Genomic DNA, 24362 nt, shown 5'->3' on the forward strand with positions numbered 1-24362 from the left:
GGGCGGTCCGGCCCGCTCGGCGGCTTGACTCACAACATTCTTGCCGCGCGTGTGCGCGTGACCGAATACTGCAGCGTCGACGGCTGCAACATCGCGTCGAAACTCACCGGCTCTTCGGCCGGATGCACGACGAGCAGCGCCTGGATCGCGAAGTAAAGCGCGTTGGTCGACTGCTCGTTCAGCTCGAACGTCACCTGCACCTGCTGCAACCGCGGCTCGTGGCGCGCGATGGCCTGCTGGATCGACTTGCAGATGAACGCACGGTCGTAATGACTCGCGAGGCTCAGCCCCGCGAAATCGTTCAGCCCGTAGGTCAGCACCGACTTCTGGCATTCCGGCAGCGCGGCCAGCTCGATTTCGGTGTGCGCGATACGGGTGTTGAGGATCGCCTCGACGTCGCGGGCGACCGTGTTCTTGAGCTCGTCCAGCGACAATTGCCGCATCGCTGCCGAGGCCGGCAGGTGCGGTTCGTCGTCGAACAGCTTGTCGAGAAAACTGGGTTCGAATCGTTTCATCAGCCGGCTCGCACAGCGAAAACGGCAACGGGGCGCGTGCGCCCCGTTGCCGCAACCGACTTTAGACCGCGTAGGTCTTGTCGTTCTTCGTCAGACTCCAGGCGCCTTGCGTGTTGCCGCCCTGGTTGCCGCCGATCTTCTGCTGGGTTTGCTTCCACTGCACAGCTGCGTACTTCAGCGAGAACGTCTCGAGCGGCAGACCTTCTTCGCGAACGCTCGGGGCGATGCTCGAGATGATCACGTACTTGAGCTTGACTTCCAGATACTGCACGCGCTTGCCTTCACCGTCAGCGCGCGAGAAATGGACCGTCACCTCGTCGAACGTGGTGCCGCCCGAAGCGTGTTGGTACAGCAGCGGGCTCGACGAATCGATTTCCTTCGTGAAAATCATGTCGCCGTGCTCGCAACGCGTCATCGTGTGACCGCCAGCGGTCGATGCGGTTGCCGAACGCGGTTGAACGATCGAGTGATCCCACGATTTCAGCTCGATCCAGCCCTGGTGGTCCTTGTCCGCGGACTCGCCCTTCACCGCGGGACTACCAAACTGCAAGTGCATATGTAACATGGCCCTTCGACTCCCCAAAGAGGTGGTTTTAACGTCCTACCCAGGCGGCCCGCCCGGGCGATCTACTCGCTTATGAATTTGCCGGTTTGGGCAGATCAGCGACAAGTCGCAGAGAAATCGAGAGTTCGTCGAGCTGAAAGTGCGGGCGCAGGAACGCGACCGAACGATACGAGCCCGGCTTGCCCGGAATCTCTGACACTTGTATGGATGCCTCGCGCAGCGGGAATTGCGCCTTCTGTTCCTGCGATGCGTTGTCGTCGAGCAGGACGTACTGCGAAATCCACCGGTTGAGGAAAGTCTCCACGTTCTGCGCCGATGCGAAGCTGCCGATCTTGTCCCGCATCATCGCCTTCAGGTAGTGCGCGACGCGCGATACCGAGAAGATGTACTGAAGCTGGGCGGACAGGACGGCGTTCGCATTCGCGCTGTCGGTGCTGTATTTTTTCGGTTTCTGCACCGATTGCGCGGCGAAGAACGCAGCGTAATCCGAGTTCTTGCAATGGACGAGCGGGATGAAGCCGAGGTCGCTCAGCTCCTTCTCGCGGCGATCTGTGATCGCGATTTCGGTCGGGCACTTCAGCGCGACTTCACCGTCGTCGGTCTTGAACGTGTGGGTCGGCAGATCCTCGACGAGGCCACCGCCCTCGACGCCGCGGATCGCCGCGCACCAGCCGAAGTCGTCGAACGCGGCGGTCAGGCGTGCCGCGAACGCCCACGACGCGTTGCACCACAGGTACTTGTCGTGCTCGGTGCCGTCTACATCCTCGACGAAGTTGAAGTTCTCCGCGGTCTGGCCGTCCTTCGGATTGAACGGCAGGCGGCCGAGGAAGCGCGGCAGCGTGAGGCCGACGTAGCGCGAATCCTCGGAATCGCGGAACGACTTCCACTTCGCGTATTCGACCGTGTCGAACACCTTGCCGAGATCGCGCGGCTTGCCGAGGTCGGAGAACGACTCGAGGCCGAGCAGCTCCGGCGACGCCGACGCGATGAACGGCGCATGCGCAGCGGCCGCGACGTGCGACATCTGCTCGATGAAGTACATGTCTTCCGGCTGGCGCGAGATCTCGTAGTCACCGATCAGCGCACCGAACGGCGAGCCGCCGAACGTGCCGAACTCTTCTTCGTAGACCTTCTTGAACAGCGCGCTCTGGTCGAACTCGCTCGCGCCCTTGAAGTCGCGCACGAGGTCGCGCTTCGGTGCGTGCAGCGCCTTGATCTTGATCGTCTGGCCCGTGTTGCTTTCCTTGACCAGGTAGTCCATCCCGCGCCACGTGCTTTCGAGGCGCTGGAATTCCGGCGCGTGCATCACCGCGGAGAGCTGCGTGGAGATCAGGCGGTCGAGCTCCGCGACGCGCGCGTCGATCGTCGCCGACAGGTTGTCCGACACGATCACCGTGCCGTCGAGCACCTGGTGCACGAGTTCGCCGATCAGGTCCTTCGCACGCGCATGCTCGGAATCGGATTTCGCGACCTTGCTCTTCTCGACGATGTCGTCGAGCAACGAAGTCCCGGCGGCGTATTCCGCGCCGCTCGCTTGGGCCGCAGCCGTTTGCTGGTTCATCTCAATACTCCGTCGTCATTCGCCGTCTTTGTCGCCGCCCGTGCCCTTCGCGAGCTCCTGCAGCTGCTGCGTGTTCTTCAGCACTTCCGACAGCAGATCCTCGAGCTTGTCGTTGCCGGCGAGCTTGTTGCGCAGGTCGGCGAGCTTCGAACGCGCCTCGAGCAGGCGGCGCAGCGGCTCGACCTGTTCGACGACTTCGTCCGGGCTGAAATCCGACAGCGAACGGAACTTCAGGTCGACCGCGAACTTGCCGCCTTCCGGGCTCAGGCGGTTTTCCACCTGAAACGCGGCGCGCGGCTCGATCGCCTTCATCACGTCGTCGAAGTTGTCGCGGTCGATATTGACGAACTTGCGGTCGCGCAGCTTCGGCTGCTCGATTTCCGACTGGCCCGCCAGATCGCCGACGACCCCGACGACGAACGGCAGTTCCTTCACCTCGATCGCGTCGCCCTTCTCGACCTCGTAGGTCAGTTGGACGCGCGGCGGCCGAATTTTCTGCAAGCTTTTCTGAATGCTTTCTTTCTTGGCCATCTCGACGGCTCCCAGGTTAGTTGTGGTTATCGCGTCAGTTGCGGTCAGTTGCGCAGCGCGCTGAATGGATCGGCTCCGCCTTTCTGCCCCGCGGCGGCCTGCGGCGCGGCAGGCGGTGTCGGCGCGGTCGTTGCCGCTTCAGCGGCCGGTGCCGCACCGGCCTTCGGACGATGAACGATACGGCGCGGCGTACGCGCCTTCGTGACCCGTTGCTCCGGCGGGAATAGCGCCGATTCGCCGAGCGTGTCGCGCAACTGCTTCGCAAGCGCCTGCGCGTCCGACTTCGCGTCGCCCGCGAGCGACGCGTCCTGGCGCAACTCGCCGAGCGACTGCGTCGCGATCCGAAGGCCCGCGACGGCCAGCACGCTCTTGGCCTGGCGGTCGGTCGCGTCACGCTGCAGTGCTTCCTGCGCGGCGACGATCGCCTGGCCATAGTGGTTCTGGGCAAACTGGATCTGCGCGATGCGCGACCACGGTTCCTCGCGCGTCGGATCCGACTTCGCGAGTTGCTGGTACAGGCCGAGAGCCTTGTCCTGGTCACCCGACTTCGCAACGGCGTCTGCATCGGCCAGCGACTTGTTGAACACCTCGGCAGTCGGCGGCGCCGGCGGCTGGCTCGCGCAACCGGCGATCACGCCGCAAGCCAGCACTACCCCAGAAAGTTTTGCGAAGAGACGGTCTTTCATCTTATATCCACCGGCGCGTGAGTATTAAAATCGTTGAGAATCTGGTTCTTTTGCTTTGCAAGAAGCGCGCGGGTATAGTACCGATCAATTTTTCATAATTCAATCGCTGCGTGCAGAGTAATTCCTTTTAAAACCGAGCGCTACCCCGCGAAACGCCTCTGGCAAAGGCCCGGCGGCGGCTTTCCCATCGACCGGAATGCGCAAGTTTTACTTGCCCGGCAACGCGCTGCCAGGGCGACGGAAAAATTTTCCGGGGACGCGATGCGCCGCACGTTTGCTTAATAGTTGAACACCAGATAAGCCGGACATACGCGGAGAACGCGCAAGGCCCGGTAGTTCTGACAGGGGAGTTAAAGGCGGCACGCCGGAAATACGATGAGATCGTCCATGATTCGCTATGCGCTGCCGCTGATCGCCTGCGCGCTCCTGGCCGGATGCGCGGCCGCCCCGCTGCTCGGCTCCGCCGCGAGCGCCGTACTGCAGGCTGCCGGCGTCGGCAAGCCCGACCTGCCCGACGCCCAGAAGCCGCCGCGCAACATCGGGCTCACGCTCGCCGCCGCGTCCAACCTGAATGCCGCGAACGATCGCAAGCCGCTCGCATTAGTGGTGAGACTCTACGCGCTGAAGGATCCGACTTCGTTCCAGCAGGCGCCGTTCGATGCGTTCACCGATCCGACCAAGGAAAAGGCCGCGCTGGGCGCCGATCTGCTGAACGTGCGTGAAATCACGCTGATTCCGGGCCAACGCTATACCGCGACCGAAAAGGTATCGCGCGAAGCGCAGGCATTCGGCATCGTCGCGCTGTTCCGCGATCCCGCAATCCAGCGATGGAAATTGACGTTCGACCCGGCGAAGTCGGAGAAATCCGGCATAATCATCGGCCTGCATAATTGCGCGATGACGGTCACTGATGGTTCCGTGATCGCACCGCAACAAGGCGCGCCTTCGCAACCGCTGAATATGCTTTCGTCGGTCAGCTGCGGTTAAACACATGACGCGCGAATGTCAATTAACAAGAGTTAACAATTGGCGAGTTAATTCGGGCATGACCAAATCGATTACATCGCAACGCCACATTAACCGGATTTGACATGAGTTATTCGGCCAAGGTGCTGTGGGGGGAAGGGCTGTTCCTCCGGCCTCAACACTTTCAGCGGCAGGACGCCTACCACGAGGCGCGCCTGTTCGAATCCATCCAGGCGATCCAGCCGTACAACTGGGGCGTGCGCTCGGTGCGCATCGACCGCGATGCGCTCGGCAGCAACGTGCTGCGCGTGGCCGAGCTCGCGCTCGTGTTCCCGGACGGCGCGCTGTATGCCGCGCCGCAGGCCGACGACCTGCCGCCGCCGATCGCGCTCGACACGCTGCCCGACGGCATCAACGAATTCGTGTTCTACCTCGCGCTGCACCCGTTGCGCGAGAACGGCACCAACTACAGCGACGATCCGGCCGCCGGTTTCATGACGCGTTTCGTCAGCGAGCAGACGAGCGTCGCCGACAACTTCACCGACGCCGCCGAAGCTGACATCACGTTCCTGAAGACGCAGGTCAAGCTGATCGCACATAGCGAGCCGCGCGACCAGCTGCTGTCGGTGCCGCTCGTGCGCGTGCGCCGCACCGCGACGTCCGGCTTCGAGATCGACGACAGCTTCGTGCCGCCGTGCCTCGCGATCGAGGCTTCGCCGATCCTGCACCAGCGGTTGCGCCAACTGGTCGACGCGCTGCAGGCGAAGGTCAACGCGCTGTACGGCTTTCATCGCGAGCCGTCGAAGAACATCATCGAGTTCCGCTCCGGCGACATCGCGTCGTTCTGGCTGCTGCACACCGCGAACGCCGCGTTCGCTACGCTCGCGCACTTGCACCAGCATGCGGCGCTGCATCCGGAGCGACTGTTCCAGGAACTGCTGCGCCTCGCGGGACAATTGATGACGTTCTCGAAGGGCTACACGCTCGCCGACCTGCCCGTGTATCGCCACGACGACCCGGGCCCGAGCTTCGCGCGTCTCGACCTGATGCTGCGCGAGCTGCTCGACACCGTGATCTCGACGCGCTACTTCGCGATCACGCTCGACGAGGTGCGTCCGTCGTTCCACCTCGGGCGCCTCGATTCCGGCAAGATCGACGACAAGACCGAGTTCTACCTGGCCGTGTCCGCGGACATGCCGAACGTCGAGCTCATCGATGCCGTGCCGGCCCGCTTCAAGGTCGGTGCGCCTGACGACGTCGACAAGCTCGTGTTGTCGGCGATGCCCGGCGTGCGCCTGTCGTACACGCCGCAGGTGCCGCCCGCGATCCCCGTGCGGCCGGGCGCGTGCTATTTCTCGCTCGATTCGCGCGGCGCGCTGTACGAGCGCATGCTGCAGGCCCAGTCCGCGATGATCTACGCGCCGACTGGCATCAATGACCTGAAATTCGAACTGATCGCGGTCACCTCATGAGCTACGCGCCCTCCCTGTTCGGCGACAACACGCCGGCACCGCTGCAGACCCCGGCGTCGACCGACGCCGCGTTCCAGGCCCGTTCGCTGGTCGACCTGCTGTACGACGGGTTCTTCATGCTGTTCCTGCTCAAGAACGGCCGCGAGCCGGACAGCGCGAGCGAGTTCAGCACCAAGATCCAGGAATTCCTGTCGGATTTCGAGCGCGGCGCGAAGAAGCTGAATATCGCCGCGGAAGACGTGTACGGCGCGAAGTTCGCGTATTGCGCGGCGGTCGATGAAATGGTGCTGTCGTCGCAGTTCAAGATTCGGGCCGACTGGGAGCGCCGGCCGCTGCAGCTCGTGCTGTTCGGCGAGCAGCTCGCGGGGGAGAAGTTCTTTCAGTATCTCGAGGAATGCCGCGCGCAGGGCGCGGCGCGGTTGCAGTCGCTCGAGGTGTTTCATATGTGCCTGCTGCTCGGGTTCCAGGGCAAGTATCTGCTCGAGGGGCCGGAGAAGCTGGCTTATCTCACCGCGCGGCTGGGCGACGAGATCGCGCATATGAAAGGCAAGCGCGCGCCGTTCGCGCCGCATTGGCCGCTGCCCGACCAGATCGCGCATCGGTTGAAGCGCGAGGTGCCGGTTTGGGCGATCGGGGCGGTGTTCGCGCTGGTCGCGCTGCTGGGGTTTCTCGGGCTCAATACGTATCTGAAGGACAAGACGCTGCAGGCGTTGGCGCCTTATTCGCAAGTCGTCAAGGTCGGACCGGAGTCCGCGAATTTGACGATTTCGTTGCCTTGAGGGGCAGGCTTCGTTCCGCGCTGATGCTTCATCAAAAAAGGACCGCTCAGCGGTCCTTTTTTACTGTGGCGCGTGGCGTGCGTCGTCAGAGCAGGATGAACTCGTCGTTGTCGACGTAGAACACGAATGCATCGAACAATTGCGCGACTGTTGGTTCGTCGACCTGGTCATGTGCGTTGATCACGATGTCCTCGATCGTCGCGCTGTTCAGCGTCACGCGCCAGCCGGGTTGTGGGACGGTGGCGGGCGGCATGTCGGCTTCAGTGTGGTCGGCGTCTTCGGTGAATGCGCCCTCTGTATCGAGCGTCCATGGCGTCGGCGGCAGACATAGCCATCCGGAGAAATCGCCGGGGTGTTCGAGGATGTGCTTCAGCGACGCGGTGGTCGCGGTGATGGTCGACATGGGTAGTGCGTTTGTAACGAGGATGAGTTTTTGCTGGGGCCGCAGTGTCACGTTGGCAGGCCGTCATTATGCCGATTCCGCGACTGTGAGATTGGTCTGGCTTGATCATCCTGCGTCGTGCGAGTGCTGAGGGAAGCGACTCGCCGACAACACCCTTGGAAGCCCGTCATCTTCTAGCACGTCAAAATCCGAGCAATGTCGTTAAGCTCATCAACAGAAAAATCACTCACCGCCTCAAGAGAAACTCCGTAATCCAGATCAAATTTCACATTGAACTGCTTTCTCATATACGTGCAACATAAAACATCAGCCTCCGGCAGACAGACGACTTTTTGGAGGGAAATTCCACCCTTTCCGCCGAGCAATACACCGCGAACGCTCTCGAAATCCAGAGCATCCAAATCCTTCGAATTAAATTCCCGCATCGTTAAGTACCTTATCGCAGTCAAGATCCCCGATCGTCATCTTTCAATACTGGACCTCGATCGCGGCAGCCCGATCGTGTCTTTGCTGATGAACTGTCCGCTACTTGAATCACGCGCCGGTTATAGATCATCTCCCGTTATGCCGCCGTCTCGAATGCTAGTCAGTCCGTCGACAAGGTCGCGCGCCAAAGGCTTAATTTCATCTTCTGTGAGCGCGCCAAGCGGCACAACAACGAAGCGTTCGCCTCCTCTGAGGTCGAGGGCAAAGCAGTAATCCCCGCCATCCGTACCAATACCCACGAACCCGTGCCCCATGCGCTTCGTGATTGAATACAAGGCATTAAGTTCGACGACCTGATCGACGGTCCACAGGGCCAGATAGAGGTCACCAATCTCTCCCTCGCCCCCGTCCGACCACAGGAGGAGATCCTTATAGTTCGGTGGGAGCGAAGCACCCAGACTCGTTTCCAGGCTCCCGATGGCCGCTGGGGTGGACGGGGCGTTTCTGTGAAAGCCAGCGCCCAGTAATGTGGTGAAGTCCGTCATTTGATGGCTCCGAGTCGATCGAAGTATTTATCCGCCTTCTTCAAGGCACGCTTGCGGCAAGCATCCGAGATTCCGGCGGGGGCGCGCGGTCCTGATTTCACCTCTCCCCAAGCGTCAAGCCTTTGAGATTCACCAACAGATCGGTAAGGCGTAGCACTCCACATACTGCGGCTCTTTATGTCACCATCCCACCCGAACATCGGCCGCTCGCCGTACGCCTCCTTCGCAATACGGCGACCGAACGTCGAATCCTTCGCGATAGACCGTCTCAAGTGCGGACGTTCTACCGATGTGGTTCGGTGCAACTTCGTCTCATAAGGATGTGTTCCTTCGCGGAGTTACTCGTATTGCTCGCGTTCCCGTCTGATCAATTTTTCGAGGTCCATCGGCGACATGAGTGTCCCGCGATCACTCGGTGCCGCAAAGACAGCACAAATTCGCTGATCATTCGCCATCCCTGGCAGCCACCGCTCTAGAAAATCCTCTAGCGCAATCGCCTTTGGACAAAATCCTTGCCATTCATCAGTCGCGCACAACTTTGCGAATGCCTCCTCAGGCCAGAAAGGCACCACCGTCGCCGCGCCGGCGCGGGCAGTGGCCCACCCCTGATCAAAGAGGCTCCAGACAACTTCAAAGTCGGCGACCTTGCGGAGGAAATATTCGCATCGGGATTGCGCATCGAGTCGTAGCACGTTCTCTATCTTCTTTGGATTTGCTGACATTAGTAACCTCCGATTTGATGCCGAGTCTTATGTAGGTCGGCATGTTGCAACTCAGAGTGTCTGTAGCAGTGACCATTCTTTGCTTCGCTCCCGCCCGCTATCAAGCTCCTTACCGGGCGTCCGGGAGATCGCGTCGATCTGACGTGCGCGCCCGGAAAGGACACGGGCCGCTGGCGCGGCCTTGTTAGCTTCGTCCTTGCAATGACCCTACGTCACCACATCACAAGAAAGAAAATATTCGAATCGCTCAAAGTCGAAACGCTCACGAACAACTGAGGTGAGCCGACTCGCTATCGTCGCGTCGATCGGATATTCGTCGTACATCGGGTCATCGGCACCAACCGAGAATATCGACTGAAGCTCATGTAGTAACGGCTGGCTTGAAAAATGGATATCCCTCACGTGCGCATCGCCCGCCCTTTCAAACACCGATATATAGCGCAACACTCTTTCGTTGCTCATGGTTCAATCGTCCCTGTAGCGTCTGCGCATTTGCCGGCCATGGCTTCGCCAGTGTTGGGATCGAACGCGCCCATGTGCTTCCCTCGCTTGTTGTACATCTCAACTTCGCCGTGCTGTGAGTCCCACTCGCAAATACACCCATTCGCATGCTTCCAACGCTTTCGTAAACCACCACCGCCCCGCACTGGCGTCTTCGGTTTCGCGCGCCAAGCATCGGGAAAACCTGGAAGACTTGCTGGCGTGGGGATGTCCTTCGGCACCTCAACCGACAACGTGCTTTCCGGTCGCACCGGGTTCGGACGAAATGCTGACGTCTCCGCAGACCGCACCGGGTCAATGGTGCTACTCGGATCGAACCGCTCGATTTATCAATTAAGGGCTCCCGACGATCCCGCAGGCAACACTCTCAATACGAATCCAATCGCACGAGAATTTCAATGCAACGTTGTTCTTGCAAGAGAACCGAACAGACACCCGATCATCAATATCCTTTAAATCAACCTCGTCAACGATATTTTCGCGCCCCCACTGACAAAACGAAAAATCGCTCACCCCAATAAACGAAATTTCGATATAAACCTCATCGAAATTCTGTGGCCACCGCGCGGGTTGCTTTATTGGCTTTCGTTTCGTTGCAACCCTAATCGATATCCTCGGCTCGTCTCGAGCGACACGAACCTCAGTTAGCTCCGCCTCGACGAGGGAAGGAAATTCCCCATAAATTGAAGTGATCGCCTGAGGATTCATTATTTTCATTGTCATATTCATTTCCTGTTTCGACAGTTGAAGTAATAGTGATCATCCATACCATCCACCTTACCTGTGCGAGTATTTTCCTCGGGTCGAACATTGTGGTGCGACGGTTGATCACCTATTCCCCCCTCATTGTAATAATGCCCAGCAGAGTGGTCCTGGACAATCACACTCTTGCCATTCACTTGATACGTCAACTCCCTAGTCATAACCGGCTGCTTATTTTCCCCCAGAATCCAGGCTCCGCTAGAGTCCGTTAATGGAACCATTTTCTGACTCAGTGGCTGTTGAGACATTGGAATACCAAGTTGCCGCCGAATCTCTCTCAAACTTGCGCGACGCGTCGGACTACATGCCAACCCTAGCGGATCAATCCAATGAGTGGGATTGGGAACGTATTGGTAGACGTTTACACCACCTTTCAGGCCGATCGGATCGCGACTTACGAATCTACCTGCGTCGGGATCATAGTACCGGTGCCGGTTATACGAGAGCCCCGTCTCATCATCAACCTGCTGCCCCTGAAACCGCAGCGGGTTCCTCACCACGATCCCCGCCGCCTTCGACGCCCGCGCAATAACCTCGCGCGCTTCCCCCCACGCCTTGTACGACGCTTCCCATACAACGTCACCGTCGTCGTCAGTCAGCAGTTGAGGCGTACCAATCTGGTCACAGTGATAATAAAACAGCACCGCGCCGCCTCGTCGCTCCGGCACCTTCTGCAGCGGATCCTCCTCCGGCACATACCGATCGGTACTCTTCCACTCCGGCGTCGCGATCCCCTCGACCGGCCCCGCCACATACTGCGCCAGCGGCACGAACGTCCCCGGCTCGTAGATATAGTGCGTGCCCCGCTCGCCGTCACTCTCGTACGCCAGCGTGTCACCATCCCACCCGAACACCGTCCGCTCGCCGTTCACTTCCTTCGCAATGCGCCGACCGAACGCGTCATAGAAATACCGCGCCTGGCTCTGCCGCGACGTCTCAGCAACCCGCGCAGACAGCAAGCGATTGAACTCATCCCACTCGTATTCCTGCTCCCCCGCCGGTGTACGCTTGCGCACCAGATTCCCGCGCGCGTCGTACTCGAAGTGCATTCCCGCATACGCCTTCAGCAGGTTGCCCAGCACCTTCGGCACCTCGACCGGCAACGTGCTTTCCGGCCGCACCGGGCTCGGACGAGAGGCCGGCGTCTCCGTGGTCCGCACCGGATCGATGATGTTGCTCGCCGGATCGAACGCGAACCGTTCCTTCGCGACCGGACTGATCGCCTCGATCAACCGTCCGACCGGATCGTATCGATAGTCGATCCCACCCTTCCGGCTGTCCTCGATCCGCGACAACTGTCCCGCCGCGTCATAGCGATACCGCCGCTCGGCGAGCGGCGCGGGCGACGTCGACCGCTGGATCGTCTGCTGCAGCACGCGCCCCGCCGGATCGTAGTGCGTGCGCTGACCGATCTTGCTCGACAGCACGCGCACCGTCTCGCGATGAAGATCATCGCGCTCGAACTGCACGCGCTCCTCGCCATCGAGCAGCATCCCGTGCACATGGCCGGAACCGTACATCAACCAGTCGACGGCATGCCCATCCGGCCGCACCGTACGTCGCCGGTTGCCGAGTTCATCGTATTCGTGGTGCCACACGTAGCTGCGTCGTTCGCCGAACAGATCGTACGCGTGATGTTCGCGCACCAGATTGCCGACCGGATCGAAGAAGAACTGCACGCGGCTGTATCGATTCGCCGCGTCGATCAGCCGGCCGCTCGGGTCGTAGGCAAACCGCTCCTCGCTCTCCCCCGCGACCCGCTTCAGCAGACGGCCGTTTGCGTCGACATCGATCGACGTCACGCAACCCGCTTCGTCGACCGAAACAAGGCGGCCGCTGTCCGGATCGTATTGATAGCGCGTCGACTTGCCGTCGAACGCAACTTCCTCGATCAGTCGCCCCGCCGGATCGTAGTGGAACTGGTACGTCGCGAAGTTGGCATCGTTCAGCGCACTCAATCGGCCGAGACGGTCGTAGCGATACGCAATCGTCTGGCCGAGCGCATCCGCGCGGCTCGCAATGCGGCCAACCGCATCGTAGCCATATCGCGTCGATCGATTGAGTTGATCCGTATGCGTGAGCATTCGTCCTTCGGCGTCGTACTGCACGTGTTCGACACCGGCCGGCGAACGGATTTCCGTCAATTGGCCATTCGCGCCATAACCGTAGGCAACCATGCCCCCGGATGCGTCCTTGGTCTCGATCACGCGGCCAATATCGTCGTACCGCCACTCCGTCTTCTTTCCGGAGCAATCCGTATAGCTTGTGACCTGGCCCGCCTCGTTGTACTCGAGCACCTTCGAGCCACCTTTCGCATCGGTGATCTGCGTCGGCAATCCCTTGTCGTTGTATTCGTACTTCGTCGAGTGCTCAAGCGGATCGATCTCCTCGACGAGGTTGCCCGCATCGTCGTACTTGCGCTGCCACACGTGTCCGTTCGGATCGACGAGCCGGATCATCTGATCCTTGTCGTCGTACGCCATCGCGACGACGCTGCCGTCCGCCAGCTCATGCAGGACCAGATTGCCGCGCGCGTCGTATTCCCGCCGCTCGATGCTGCCATCCTGGCGGATATGCAGCACGAGGTTGTGATGCGCATCGCGCCGGAACCACTCCTGGTTGCCGTCCGGATACACGATCCGGTACACGTAACCATGGATATTGAAGTAGTAGCGCGTCATCTGACCGAGCGCGTCGGTCACATAGGTCAGGCGGATATTCGGGTTCCACGCGAGCCTGAGATCGAGGCTCCCGTCATCGGCATATTCACGGATGCATTTCGCGTCCGCGTTGTCTTCGGCATCCGCGCCATCCCATTCGAGCGTCATCCCGCGACCGGTGCGATCGGTGTAGCGCGTCACAAGGTGACGGCGATATTGATACGTCCGCGCATTGCCGTGCCGATCGACCGCGCGCACGAGGTCGCCTGCCGCGTCGTACTCGTAGCTTGCCAGCGTACGGCGCGCACCGTCCTTGAGCACGTGCTCGATCTGCAGGATTCGACCATGCTTGTCGTGCTCGAACGCGAGCACATTGCCGCTTGCGTCGATGACGCGCGCAAGGCGATCGAGCGCATCGTAGTCGAGCGTGATCGCATTTCCGGCGCGGTCTTTCTGCATCGCGAGCCGGAATGCGTCGCCGCGGCGCTCGTAGACATGTAGCACGGCGTGGCCGTATGCGATCGTCACCCACGTATCGTCGAGTCGCGACAGCGTCAGGTTCTCCGACAGATCGTCGTGCACCGCGCCGGCCGCAAGCGCCGGATACTCGATGCTGCGCCCTTCCGCATCGCGATAGATCCACTGACCGTTCTTGATGTCGATTCGCGTCGTATAAGGGGTGATCCACCGCGCACCCAGTTCGCCGTCGTCATACGCGGAAAGCCGGGAACGGTACGTACGCTCCCAGACGAGCGGCAGCGCGCCCGGCAGGTCGAAATCGACGTGCGAGAACGTTTCGTCACCGAACGCGAAATCGATGGATGCGGGCGATGCCCCGACGCCGCAAGACTTGCACGTGCTCTTCCCCGGCCCTTCGGATGGTGCTTGCCCGTTGGTTTTCTCCAGCCCCTCCTGCCCGCGCGTCTTCTTCGCCTGGCTCGTCCCTGCCGCCTTGACGTCCGCGCTCTGCTCATGGAGCTTCGCGCGTGCCTTCACGCGCCCGACAGCCTCGATCAGCTGCAAGACCAGCCACATCATCTTGCCTTCTTCGCTGCCGGCGAGCGAACGGATCGACTTCGCGATCTTCGGCGCCTCGGTCCGCAGGAACGTCACCGTGCCGCGAAACGGCTCGAGCCATGCGTCGGGCGCGAGCGTCGCCATGGTGCCGGCCGTCTTGTTCACGGCCTTCTTCCCGAGCGCCTTGGTGCCTTCGTACGCGAACTGGATGCCGTCGCCGACACGGCTCGGGCTGTACCACGGCCGGGCGTCCGCCATTTTTTTGGCGAGCTGCTGCTGGCGCCTCAGATTGGCGTTGGCGTCGAAGAGCTGCCCGTGCAGCGCCTTGTCCATGCCCGTCGCCAGCGCGAGCATGATCTCTTCGGCTTTCGATGCGCATCCGTCGAGCAGCTCGACGAGGCCGGCCTTCAGCTTGTTGAGAAAATCCTCGATCTCGGTCGCGCAAGTCGCGTTGATATGCGTGACCAGCACGGAGATGATCGCCGCGCCGAGATTGCTGCGTGTCGCCAGCAATTCGTGACGAACGAGCGCGAGCAGCGGGCGCGCCGACATCCGGAACGGCGCGAGCGTCGGCGGAATCGGAATGATGCCGAGCAGGTTGATCGCGAGGCTCATGTAGTCGAGCACCTGACCGCCGCGCTTCTCGACGATCTCGGCAATGTCGCCGAGCGCGTCGACCATCGCCATGATGTTGCCGACGATCGGCACTGCACCGGCAAAGGTCTTCACGTCCTCGAACGTGATGTGGTTGCCGCTGATCCGTCGCAACCACGCATCGAAGCGGTTGCCGCCCGCGGCGACATCCTTGGGGGAAACATCGCTGAGCCAGGTAACGGCCTGTTCCTTCTCGGCGCCCGGTGGAAGTTGTTGTGCCATGTCGCTCTTCGTTCAATTCGTTTTTTTAGACGGCTGACAAGCCGCCCTCTCAGGATTTCAGCGGTCCGCCAAACCCGGGGGTCGGCAGTTTCATACCGCCCGCGGCTGACGCCACCGTCGTGGCGCCCTTGCCCGCGATTCCAGTGACGCCGGGCAATGCTCCCTGCAGCGCCCCGGACGCGGCATTCGTGGCCGGCGCGGCCAGCGCCGCAAGTCCACCCTGACGTGCGGCCTGCACCATCCCGGCCACCTGCTTCGCTGCACCGCTCAGGCTGGAGGCCGTCTGCAACGCCGACGCGACGCCCGCTCCACCAAGTGCACTCGCGGCAGCCGGCAATGCGGAACTCGCCAGCCCGCCGAGCGCAGCGCCCGCGCTGCCGCCGCTCGCGAGCCCCATCGCCGCCGTGGTCGCCGCGGGCGCCATTCCCTGCAACTGGCTCGCTAGCTGCCCGCTTGCCGCTGCCTGCGCGGCTTCCGGCGACGGCTCGACCGGCTCTGCCGGCCACTTCCCCTGCTTGAAGTAATTCGCCGGCTGATCCGACTCGCGCGGGTCCTTCCCGAACTCGACGCGTACCGCGCCCGGCGGCAAGCCGCTCACGACCGTATAGCCACTGTTGTCGAGCGCGCCTTTCTTCAGCACGGCGCCGTTCACGTCTTTCACCGTGAACAACCCACCCTTCACCGCCTCGCCGTTCACGTACTTGTGAAACAGTTCAAGCTGCCCCGGCTGATCCGGCCGCGGGCTCGGCAGCGGATAGCCCATGCTTGCCGGCCCCGCGAACGTATGCGACGCGCCCTTCACGTCCACCGCGCCCGGCGTATGAATCTCGATGTTGCCGCCCTGGATGCGGATATACCCGCCGCCGCTGGTCAACAGAATTCCCTGATCGGCCGCGATCTCGATCCGATCGGTTGCTGACACAACCTTCACCGCCTTCTGCGCGGTCACCTCGACGTTGTCCGACTGCGCCTGGATCTCGACCTTGCCCTTGCCCGCGAACAGCTTCATCCCCGCGTTCTGCACGAACAGGCTCAGCTTCTGTCCGATACTGCCGATCAGCGACTTGCCCGCCGCGACATGCACGCTCTGTCCGCTTGCGACGTTCACGTGATCGTTCGCGACCATGTGCAGCGACTGTTGCGTCGACATCCCGATCCCGGACGGGCTGCCGAACAGCATCACCGGCTCCTTGAATGCGTTCGCGCTGCCCGTGCCACCGCCTGCCGTGCGTCCGCCGGACGCGTTGCCCGACACGCTGTTCTGCGTCGCGTCGGTGAACGCGCGCATCGTGTCTTGCGCGTCCTTCAGGCTCTCCGCCTGATGCTGCTCGCTCACGCCCGACATCGCTTCGACCAGGCTCTCGCCCGTCACGAGCTGCTGCTGCGCTTCCTTCACGTCGAGCGGCTGGCTGTTCGGCGCCTTCGGATGGGTGGTGACGTACAGCCCCTGGCTCGCCCGCACCGCGCCATACGCATCCGAGCGCAGGTCGAACCCGCTGCCCAGATACGACCCGCGCGAATTGCCGCTCTGATCGATGATGTAGCCCAGATGCAGCAGGCTGTTCGCGCTGCTGCTCATTAGTTGCACGCGGTTCTGCCCGGTCGCGTCGTCCATCACGAGCTGGTTGTAGCCGCCGCCCGAATACTCTTTCGATCGATATCCGGACAGAATCCCGTCGGAGTGCCACTGTGGCTGGTTCGCGCCGTTGTACACGCGACCGACCGCCAACGGCCGGTCGCAATCGCCGCCGACATAGTCGATCAGCACTTCCTCGCCGATCCGCGGCACATGCACGCCGCCGTAGCCGCCACCGGTATCCGACTGCACCACGCGCACCCAGCACGACGCGTTCTCGTTACCCGGATTCAGACGATCCCACACGAACTGCACGCGGATCCGGTTCAACTCGTCGGTATAGACTTCCTCACCCTGCGGCCCGACGACGATCGCCGTCTCGAGATGCATCTGCGGCTTCTCGTGTTCGAACGGGCTGCGATACGGCACGCTCACGCGCTGCGCTTCGACTTCGACGAGGTAGAAGCCGACCGAGCCGTCATCATGCGGCACGCGAAACGCGGGATCGGCACCGTAGCCCTCCTGCGCTTGCGTCAATGCTTCGCGCAGGCTGTAGGGAAAGTCCGCGCTGCTGCTCGCGACGGGCAAGTTGTTCTCGATCCACCACTCGACACCGATCGCCGCGAACTCGCGCTGGTCTGCCGGATCGCGATCGTGCTCGGGATGATCCGACAGCATGAAGCGCCGTCCGGCATCGATCGCGCGCACGCCGCCCGCGCCATGGAAGCGCTTCGCCTGCGACTCCCATTCCTCCATCCGGATCTTCGTCAGATGGTCGCCGCGCGTCTGGTCCAGATACGTATACGCCCCGGTGTACTCGTAGACTTCGAGCTGATCGGGCAATTCGCCCTGGCCGCCCATCGTCGGCAGCGTCGTGCCCTTCGGGTTCGACGGTTGCGATGGATTCTTGTAGTCGAACGTGCGCGTCGTCCGCGTCACGCTCTGCAGCGTGCGCGTGCCCGACCATTGCGTGAACGCGTCGGCTTCGCTCGCCGCGCCGCCGCGATAGAAGCGCACGGTTTCCGGCGACAGCGACGCGAACGCCTGCAGGTTGTCGGTGATCACGAGCGTATGCGACTTGCCGTCGTCGGCCTGCTGCCACGCGCTGTAGAGGCCTTCGCTCTCCATCAGCCGGTGCACGAAATGCCAGTCGGTGTCGTGCTGACGCGTGTATGAACGGCTCGGCAGCGGCTTCGACAGCGCGAACCGAAAATGCCCCTGCGCCTGCGGATGCTGATTCAGCACATCGCTGATGATCTGGTCGACGGTCGTGTCGTTCCAGAGGCGCTGGTCGCGACGAAACTTCAGGAAATGGGTGAAATCGGCGAACGTGAGCTGATAGGTCGTGAGCCCGCCGTCGGCGCCGAGGCGGCGCGCTGTATGGACATATCCGTTGACCGGCCGGTAGCTGCGATCGCCCTGCTGGATCCACAACGTAACGGGCTGCGCGATCAGTTTTTTGAGTTCCAGATCACCATCGGCCGACAGCACGTCGAGCGTGAATTCGTATGCGCGCCCGATGCGCGAACGGCCGACCGCCCGCTGCACGGTCAGCACGTTGGCCCCCAATGGCGTATCGAGCTTCAGCAGCCGGTCCTGCTGAAGCAACCCGCCGCGCAATGCGGCAATCGTGTTCTGCATGTTCATGGCAACGGCCTTTTCTTCTTGTGACGCGCCCTCGGATGGCGCGCTATTGCGATTTCGCTCGCGCGATTTTACAGACAAATTACGGCACGAAAAGGAAAATGGCCCTGATTTAAAAGCGCATTCCTAAACGCATCACACGCGGCGTCGCCACTCTGCAGTACCACCGCCGCCCGCTGAAATCGATTGCAATCAGGGCCAATTCGACTTCCGGCGCGCTCCGGTTGCGAGTAGTGTCTACGTGCCCGTATTCCGGCCCAGCCCGGGCACGCTCGATGCCCGGCGCACAATTACCACATTGAACACTGGAGATCTGCGATGAAACGTTCGAAGTTTCTGCTGTCGGGGCTGCTGCTCGCGTCGGCCCTCGGTTTCACGGCCGTCGCCGCGCACGCGGAAGACCTGCTCGACTCGGTGAAGAAAGCCGGCGTGCTGCGCGTCGGGCTCGAAGGCACGTATCCGCCGTTCAACTCGCGCGGCACCTCGGGTCAGCTCGAGGGTTTCGACGTCGACGTTGCGAATGCGGTCGCCGGCAAGCTTGGCGTGAAGACGCAGTTCATCCCCACCGAATGGAGCGGGATCATCGCGGGGCTGCAGGCCGGCAAGTTCGACGTGATCGTCAACCAGGTCACGATTACGCCGCAGCGCAAGGAAGTGCTCGACTTCAGCGAGCCGTACACGTACTCGGCCGCGCAGCTGATCCAGCGCAAGGACGACACGCGCAACTTCAAGTCGCTCGAGGATTTCAAGGGCAAGAAGCTCGGCGTGACGCTCGGCACCAACTACGACCAGATGGCGCGCAGCGTGCCGGGCATCGAGGTGCAGACGTATCCGGGCGCGCCGGAAAAGCTGCGCGACCTCGCCGCGGGCCGGATCGAGGCGACGCTCGACGACCGCCTGATGCTGCCGTACATGATCAAGACGTCGAACCTGCCGCTGCGCTCGGGCGCGGTGCTCAACGGCGGCAAGCAGGAGATGGCGATCCCGTTCCGCAAGGGCAATCCGAAGTTCGAGAAGGCGATCAACGATGCGCTGGATTCGCTGCGCAAGGAAGGCACGTTGAAGAAGATCTCGATGCACTGGTTCGGCAGCGACGTGACGGTGCCGCTCGCGCAGTAAGCGGTTCGCCGCGCTTTCATCGCGTCACGTTCTTCGCTGCGGCGAAGGCGTGACGCCCTTCTGCAGTTCTGTTCGTTTCCCCTCAAGCAGCTTCGTTCAAGCAGCTTCGTCAAAGCGCGCAAGCAGCAGCTGTCCGATCGGCGTCAGCGCCGGGCGTGCAGCCACCGCATTCACGCGTACCTGCGTATCGTCAACGAGCCGCTTTTCGACGAGCACGGCGAAAGCCGGGTTCGACGGGTCGACGCTGTCCGGCGCGCGAGCAATGCGCAGCAGCATCGAAAATTCATGTGGACTCAGCATGGTCCGTGTCTCCTGATCGTCCGCGATCCAACTCAATCGGCGTCGATCGTGTTTTCGAATGGAATAGCGCGGTGCATGGTCGATGCGCTGTCGGGAGCGAGATCCCGGTTGACCGCTTGCGCGACGCGGGCACGGCGTCGCGTGCGGGGTGCGCACGCCCGGATCGCGACGATGGTGCCGCGACGGGAATGTGCAACGTTAGGGGCACAGCGTGACGCGGGCGTGACAGGGAAAGGGGGGGCGGAGTGAGGTGTGCTGGCTGGCGGGATTGCGCAGCGCGGGAAGCATACCCAATCAGCGCGTCGTTGCTGATTGCGTCGAAACGAAAAAAGGGGTTACGGAAAAATTCCGTAACCCCTTTTCGGATTTGGTGCCGGCTGCAGGACTCGAACCCGCCACCTGATGATTACAAATCAACTGCTCTACCAGATGAGCTAAGCCGGCGTAAGCGCGAGATTCTACCTCATTTCACGATCTTGAGGCGAGGTCTGCTACCGCCTTTCGAGCCGTCGCCGTCGGTTTTCGGCGGTTCGTCGGCACCTTCGGACGGCTCCTCGTTCGCGCCGACATCGACGACAGGCGTCAATACGGCAGGCGACTCGTCACGCGACACCTCGTCGGCCTGCGCGGCATCGTCTTCGAATGCACCCGAATCCTCGCCCTCACCCGCCACCGCGTCGACCTGGAACGCCATCCCTTGCCCGTTCTCCCGCGCGTAGATCGCGAGCACGTTGGCCACCGGAATCTCGATCTTGTGCGCCTTCCCGGAGAACCGGGCGGTGAACTCGATCCACTCGTTACCCATCTGCAACTGGCTCGTCGCCTCGAAGCTGATGTTGAGCACGATCTCGCCGTCACGCACGAACTGACGCGGCACGCGCGTCGAGTTGTCGACCCTCACCGCGATATGCGGCGTGTAACCGTTATCGGTGCACCACTCGTACAGCGCGCGCAGCAGATATGGCTTCGTTGAAATCTCTTGCATCACAATCCTCGAACCCGGAGCGGGCACGCGGCACGCCGCGCCGCCCGCTCCGTCATGCCTTCATTGCATCATCAACGACGCATGACCTTTTCGGACGGCGTCAGTGCTTCGATATAGGCCGGGCGGCTGAAGATCCGCTCGGCATACTTCATCAGCGGCGCGGCGTTCTTCGACAGCTCGATGCCGTAGTGATCCAGACGCCACAGAAGCGGCGCGATCGCGACGTCGAGCATCGAGAACTCTTCGCCGAGCATGTACTTGTTCTTCACGAAGATCGGCGCGAGCTGCGTCAGGCGATCGCGGATCGCGAGGCGTGCCTTCTCGTGATTCTTCTCCGCTGCCTTGCCCTTCTCGTTCTCGAGCGTGCTGACGTGAACGAACAGCTCCTTCTCGAAGTTGAGCAGGAACAGGCGTGCACGTGCGCGCTGCACCGGGTCGGCCGGCATCAGTTGCGGGTGCGGGAAGCGCTCGTCGATGTATTCGTTGATGATGTTCGATTCGTACAGAATCAGGTCGCGCTCGACCAGAATCGGCACCTGACCGTACGGGTTCATCACCGAGATGTCTTCCGGCTTGTTGAACAGGTCGACGTCACGGATCTCGAAATCCATGCCCTTCTCGAACAACACCAGCCGGCAACGCTGGGAGAACGGGCAAGTTGTGCCGGAATACAGAACCATCATATTTGCGTTTCCTCAAAAAAGCCGAGGGCCGGCACGCGGCGCAACCCCTTTCACGGGTTCCACCTTGCGCCGGCCCCACGCCGGTCAGGCGTGTTTACTTGATATCTTTCCAGTAGGCGGCATTGAGCCGCCAGGCCAGGAAAGTCAGGACACCGAGAAAGACCAGCACCCAAACGCCGAGGCGTTTGCGGGTCTGCTGGGCCGGCTCGGACATCCATGTCATATAGGCCACCAGGTCGGCCACCGCAGCGTCATAGTCCGGCGACGATAACGTCCCCGGCGTGACCTGCTGGAAGCCGACGAGCGTGTGGGCCTTCTCGCCCGTCTCCTCGTCCGTCTTGTCTTCGAATTTGGCAGTGCGCTGCCCCTGCAGTTGCCACAATACATGGGGCATGCCGACGTTCTCGAACACCGCGTTGTTCCAGCCGGTCGGCCGCGTATCGTCGCGGTAGAAACTCCGCAGATACGTGTACAGCCAGTCGCGGCTGCGCGCCCGCTCCTCGACCGACAGGTCGGGTGGCATGGTGCCGAGCCAGTTCTTCGCGTCTTCGGGCCGCATCGCGACGGACATCGTGTTCCCGACCTTGTCGGTCGTGAACAGGAGATTCGTTTCGATCTCCTTCTGGGATATGCCCAGATCCGTCAGACGGTTGTAGCGCATCAGGTTCGCGCTGTGGCAGTTCAGGCAATAGTTTACAAACAATTGCGCGCCGTGCTGAAGCGAAACGAGATTTTCCGTGTTATCGGGCGCCCGGTCGAGCGGAAAATTACCTTCCGCGCGCACGGCCGGCGCCGCAAGCAGCGCAACGGCCGTGGCCCCGATCAGCGCGAGCGTCGAAAGCAGTTTCTTCATGTCGTTCTCTCCTCGCTCACGTTAATGGGGCTTGAAGCGCACCCGCTCCGGCGGCTGCTTGAACGTGCCAAGCGGCGTCCAGACGGGCATGCCGAGGAAGAACGCAAAGTAGATCAGCGCGCAGCCCTGCGCAATCAGCGTCGCGACCGGCGATGGCGGCCGTGTGCCGAGGAACGCGAGGGTCAGGAACGCCACGACGAAGATCCCGAGGAACACCTTGTGGAACAGCGGCCGGTAGCGGATCGACTTCACCGGGCTGCGGTCGAGCCACGGCAGGAAGAACAGCGTGATCACCGCCGAGCCCATCACGACGACGCCCCAGAACTTCGACTCCGTCAGGAACATGAACACGACGATCGCCGCGGCCAGCACCGGCAGGCCGACCTTCCACTTGCCGCGCGCGCGGATCAGCGCGAGCACGCCGAGCAGCGCGATCACGATCATCAGCACGATCTTGAACGGGTCGGTGGTCGCGCGCAGCATCGCGTAGAACGCGGTGAAGTACCAGACCGGCGCGATCTCGGGCGGCGTCTGCAGCGGGTTCGCCGGGACGAAGTTGTTCGCCTCGAGGAAGTAACCACCCATCTCCGGCGAGAAGAACACGATCAGCGCGAACACCATCAGGAACACGCAGACCCCGAAGAAGTCGTGCACCGAGTAGTACGGATGGAACGGGATGCCGTCGAGCGGAACGCCGTTCGCGTCCTTCTTCGCCTTGATCTCGATGCCGTCCGGGTTATTTGACCCCACTTCGTGCAGCGCGACGAGGTGCGCGATCACGAGGCCGACCAGCACCAGCGGAATCGCGATCACGTGGAACGCGAAGAAGCGGTTCAGCGTGACGTCGGACACAACGTAGTCGCCGCGGATCCACAGCGACAGGTCCGGGCCGACGAACGGGATCGCCGAGAACAGGTTCACGATCACCTGCGCGCCCCAGAACGACATCTGGCCCCACGGCAGCAGGTAGCCGAAGAACGCCTCGGCCATCAGGCACAGGAAGATCGCGCAGCCGAAGATCCACACGAGTTCGCGCGGCTTGCGATACGACCCGTACATCAGCCCGCGGAACATGTGCAGGTACACGACGACAAAGAACATCGATGCACCGGTCGAGTGCATATAGCGGATCAGCCAGCCCCACGGCACCTCGCGCATGATGTACTCGACCGACGCGAACGCGAGCGTCGAGTCGGGCTTGTAGTTCATCGTCAGGAAGATGCCCGTGACGATCTGGTTGACGAGCACCAGCAGCGCGAGGGAGCCGAAGAAGTACCAGAAGTTGAAGTTCTTCGGCGCGTAGTACTCGGAAACGTGCTTCTTCCAGGTGGACGTGAGCGGGAAGCGCTGGTCGATCCAGCCGGTGACACCTGTGGTGGAGACTTCTTTGTTGTCGGCAGCCATCACGCTTCTCCTTTCTCGTCCTTGCCGATCACGAGGGTCGTCGCCGACGTGAACATGTAGGGCGGGATGTCGAGATTCTGAGGCGCCGGCTTGTTCTTGAACACGCGACCGGCGAGGTCGTAGGTCGAACCGTGGCACGGGCACAGGAAACCGCCCGGCCAGTCGTCCGGCAGGTTCGGCTGCGGACCCGGCGTGAAGCGTTGGCTAGGCGTGCAGCCGAGGTGCGTACAGACGGCCATCACGACGAGAATGTTCTTGCGATCGGTCCGCGCGCGATATTCGTTCGCGCAATACGCGGGCAACGGCATCGAATACGGGGATTTCGTGGTCGGATCGGCCACTTCCTTATCGGCCTTGACCACATCGGCCAGCATCGAATCGGTGCGATTCAGGATCCAGACGGGCTTGCCGCGCCACGGCACCGTGACCATCTCGCCGGGCTTCAGGCTGCTGATGTCGACCTCGACCGGCGCACCGGCCGCTTTCGCTCTCGCGGACGGCGCAAGCGACGCCGCGAAAGGTACAACGGTGGCGACACCTCCCACGCCACCTGCTACGGATGTCGCAATCAGCCAGGTACGGCGGCCGCTGTCGACGCGTTTCTCTTCCTTGTCTCGCATCACACGCCCCACTTCTGAGTTGGATTTTCCGTCACGACTTTCCATTCCGCCGCTAGTTTGCTCGAATGGAGTCGCCATTTACAAGGCCCGGAGATGAAAATCCCTTCGAAGTGGTTGATAGTTAAGGGTTTTCCCGCACTATCGAAGCAATTAAATCATTTCACTTTTAAGCATTCGCTACATTGTGAAAT

General features: G+C 61.8%; 24 protein-coding genes and 1 tRNA gene. 4 read left to right on the plus strand and 21 right to left on the minus strand.

Features of this window, described 5'->3' with window-relative positions:
* Nucleotides 1-29: 29 nt before the first annotated feature.
* From tssE to F3J14_RS04910, 5 genes are all read right to left on the minus strand, one after another.
* Nucleotides 30-515, minus strand: coding sequence for a type VI secretion system baseplate subunit TssE (tssE, locus tag F3J14_RS04890; protein WP_059465243.1), 486 nt, complete (start codon nt 513-515; stop codon nt 30-32).
* A 61-nt stretch (nt 516-576) separates the two neighbouring features.
* Nucleotides 577-1080: a type VI secretion system tube protein Hcp gene (locus tag F3J14_RS04895; RefSeq protein WP_006477093.1), complete on the minus strand. Its 504-nt coding sequence runs from the start codon at nt 1078-1080 to the stop codon at nt 577-579.
* A 70-nt stretch (nt 1081-1150) separates the two neighbouring features.
* Nucleotides 1151-2641: a type VI secretion system contractile sheath large subunit gene (gene tssC / locus F3J14_RS04900; RefSeq protein ID WP_006757139.1), complete on the minus strand. Its 1491-nt coding sequence runs from the start codon at nt 2639-2641 to the stop codon at nt 1151-1153.
* A gap of 15 nt (nt 2642-2656) precedes the next feature.
* Nucleotides 2657-3172: a type VI secretion system contractile sheath small subunit gene (gene tssB / locus F3J14_RS04905; protein WP_006484395.1), complete on the minus strand. Its 516-nt coding sequence runs from the start codon at nt 3170-3172 to the stop codon at nt 2657-2659.
* A 44-nt stretch (nt 3173-3216) separates the two neighbouring features.
* A complete protein-coding gene (locus F3J14_RS04910; RefSeq protein WP_166722047.1) occupies nt 3217-3858 on the minus strand; it encodes a tetratricopeptide repeat protein in 642 nt (213 codons plus the stop codon).
* 375 nt (nt 3859-4233) lie between these two features.
* On the opposite strand from F3J14_RS04910, the gene tssJ reads away from it, so the two are divergent.
* The 3 genes from tssJ to icmH all read left to right on the plus strand — a co-directional run bounded on the left by tssJ (nt 4234) and on the right by icmH (nt 7075).
* Complete coding sequence (tssJ, locus tag F3J14_RS04915; protein WP_166722048.1) at nt 4234-4845, plus strand: type VI secretion system lipoprotein TssJ; 612 nt, start codon at nt 4234-4236, stop codon at nt 4843-4845.
* Between the two features lie 104 nt (nt 4846-4949).
* Nucleotides 4950-6296 carry a type VI secretion system baseplate subunit TssK gene (gene tssK, locus F3J14_RS04920; RefSeq protein WP_006751241.1) on the plus strand — a complete coding sequence of 449 codons (1347 nt, stop codon included), beginning with the start codon at nt 4950-4952 and terminating at the stop codon, nt 6294-6296.
* Nucleotides 6293-7075: a type IVB secretion system protein IcmH/DotU gene (gene icmH / locus F3J14_RS04925; protein WP_166722049.1), complete on the plus strand. Its 783-nt coding sequence runs from the start codon at nt 6293-6295 to the stop codon at nt 7073-7075. Before tssK ends, icmH begins: the two co-directional genes overlap by 4 nt.
* A gap of 85 nt (nt 7076-7160) precedes the next feature.
* On the opposite strand, the gene F3J14_RS04930 is transcribed toward icmH, so the two are convergent.
* From F3J14_RS04930 to F3J14_RS04970, 9 genes are all read right to left on the minus strand, one after another.
* The gene (locus F3J14_RS04930; RefSeq protein WP_166722050.1) at nt 7161-7478 is read right to left on the minus strand and encodes a hypothetical protein; all 318 of its coding nucleotides are present in this window, start codon (nt 7476-7478) and stop codon (nt 7161-7163) included.
* A gap of 173 nt (nt 7479-7651) precedes the next feature.
* A complete protein-coding gene (locus F3J14_RS04935) occupies nt 7652-7903 on the minus strand; it encodes a hypothetical protein (protein ID WP_247682129.1) in 252 nt (83 codons plus the stop codon).
* A gap of 120 nt (nt 7904-8023) precedes the next feature.
* The gene (locus tag F3J14_RS04940; protein WP_166722051.1) at nt 8024-8449 is read right to left on the minus strand and encodes an SMI1/KNR4 family protein; all 426 of its coding nucleotides are present in this window, start codon (nt 8447-8449) and stop codon (nt 8024-8026) included.
* 338 nt (nt 8450-8787) lie between these two features.
* Nucleotides 8788-9171, minus strand: a complete 384-nt coding sequence (locus F3J14_RS04945; protein ID WP_166722052.1) for a DUF2750 domain-containing protein — start codon at nt 9169-9171, stop codon at nt 8788-8790.
* Between the two features lie 207 nt (nt 9172-9378).
* Entirely contained in the window at nt 9379-9633 is a 255-nt protein-coding gene (locus F3J14_RS04950) for a hypothetical protein (protein ID WP_166722053.1), read from the minus strand.
* A complete protein-coding gene (locus F3J14_RS04955; protein ID WP_348771936.1) occupies nt 9630-9962 on the minus strand; it encodes a colicin E3/pyocin S6 family cytotoxin in 333 nt (110 codons plus the stop codon). The genes F3J14_RS04950 and F3J14_RS04955 overlap by 4 nt, the downstream gene beginning before the upstream one ends.
* Nucleotides 9963-10005: 43 nt before the next feature.
* Nucleotides 10006-10395 (minus strand): immunity 50 family protein, encoded by a 390-nt coding sequence (locus F3J14_RS04960; protein WP_247682130.1) that lies wholly within the window; start codon nt 10393-10395, stop codon nt 10006-10008.
* A 2-nt stretch (nt 10396-10397) separates the two neighbouring features.
* Nucleotides 10398-14987, minus strand: coding sequence for an RHS repeat-associated core domain-containing protein (locus F3J14_RS04965; protein WP_166722055.1), 4590 nt, complete (start codon nt 14985-14987; stop codon nt 10398-10400).
* 49 nt (nt 14988-15036) lie between these two features.
* On the minus strand, nt 15037-18210 hold the full coding sequence (locus F3J14_RS04970; protein WP_166722056.1) for a type VI secretion system Vgr family protein: 3174 nt from the start codon (nt 18208-18210) through the stop codon (nt 15037-15039).
* Nucleotides 18211-18525: 315 nt separating this feature from the next.
* Between F3J14_RS04970 and F3J14_RS04975 the strand changes: the two genes are divergently transcribed.
* Nucleotides 18526-19326 (plus strand): transporter substrate-binding domain-containing protein, encoded by an 801-nt coding sequence (locus F3J14_RS04975; RefSeq protein ID WP_166722057.1) that lies wholly within the window; start codon nt 18526-18528, stop codon nt 19324-19326.
* Between the two features lie 96 nt (nt 19327-19422).
* Here F3J14_RS04975 and F3J14_RS04980 read toward each other — a convergent pair whose 3' ends face one another.
* The 7 genes from F3J14_RS04980 to petA form a co-directional block, all read right to left on the minus strand.
* Nucleotides 19423-19626 carry a hypothetical protein gene (locus F3J14_RS04980; RefSeq protein WP_006757125.1) on the minus strand — a complete coding sequence of 68 codons (204 nt, stop codon included), beginning with the start codon at nt 19624-19626 and terminating at the stop codon, nt 19423-19425.
* 368 nt (nt 19627-19994) lie between these two features.
* A tRNA-Thr gene (locus F3J14_RS04985) sits at nt 19995-20070 on the minus strand.
* A 19-nt stretch (nt 20071-20089) separates the two neighbouring features.
* Entirely contained in the window at nt 20090-20611 is a 522-nt protein-coding gene (locus F3J14_RS04990; RefSeq protein WP_166722058.1) for a ClpXP protease specificity-enhancing factor, read from the minus strand.
* A 71-nt stretch (nt 20612-20682) separates the two neighbouring features.
* Complete coding sequence (locus tag F3J14_RS04995) at nt 20683-21294, minus strand: glutathione S-transferase N-terminal domain-containing protein (protein WP_006400565.1); 612 nt, start codon at nt 21292-21294, stop codon at nt 20683-20685.
* A gap of 94 nt (nt 21295-21388) precedes the next feature.
* A complete protein-coding gene (locus F3J14_RS05000) occupies nt 21389-22147 on the minus strand; it encodes a cytochrome c1 (protein ID WP_166722059.1) in 759 nt (252 codons plus the stop codon).
* 21 nt (nt 22148-22168) lie between these two features.
* Entirely contained in the window at nt 22169-23551 is a 1383-nt protein-coding gene (locus F3J14_RS05005) for a cytochrome bc complex cytochrome b subunit (protein ID WP_166722060.1), read from the minus strand.
* The gene (gene petA, locus F3J14_RS05010) at nt 23551-24171 is read right to left on the minus strand and encodes a ubiquinol-cytochrome c reductase iron-sulfur subunit (RefSeq protein ID WP_006751790.1); all 621 of its coding nucleotides are present in this window, start codon (nt 24169-24171) and stop codon (nt 23551-23553) included. Before petA ends, F3J14_RS05005 begins: the two co-directional genes overlap by 1 nt.
* Between the last annotated feature and the right edge of the window lie 191 nt (nt 24172-24362).

It is taken from the genome of Burkholderia sp. Tr-862, from assembly GCF_011753085.1.
Classification (GTDB): Bacteria; Pseudomonadota; Gammaproteobacteria; order Burkholderiales; family Burkholderiaceae; genus Burkholderia; species Burkholderia ambifaria.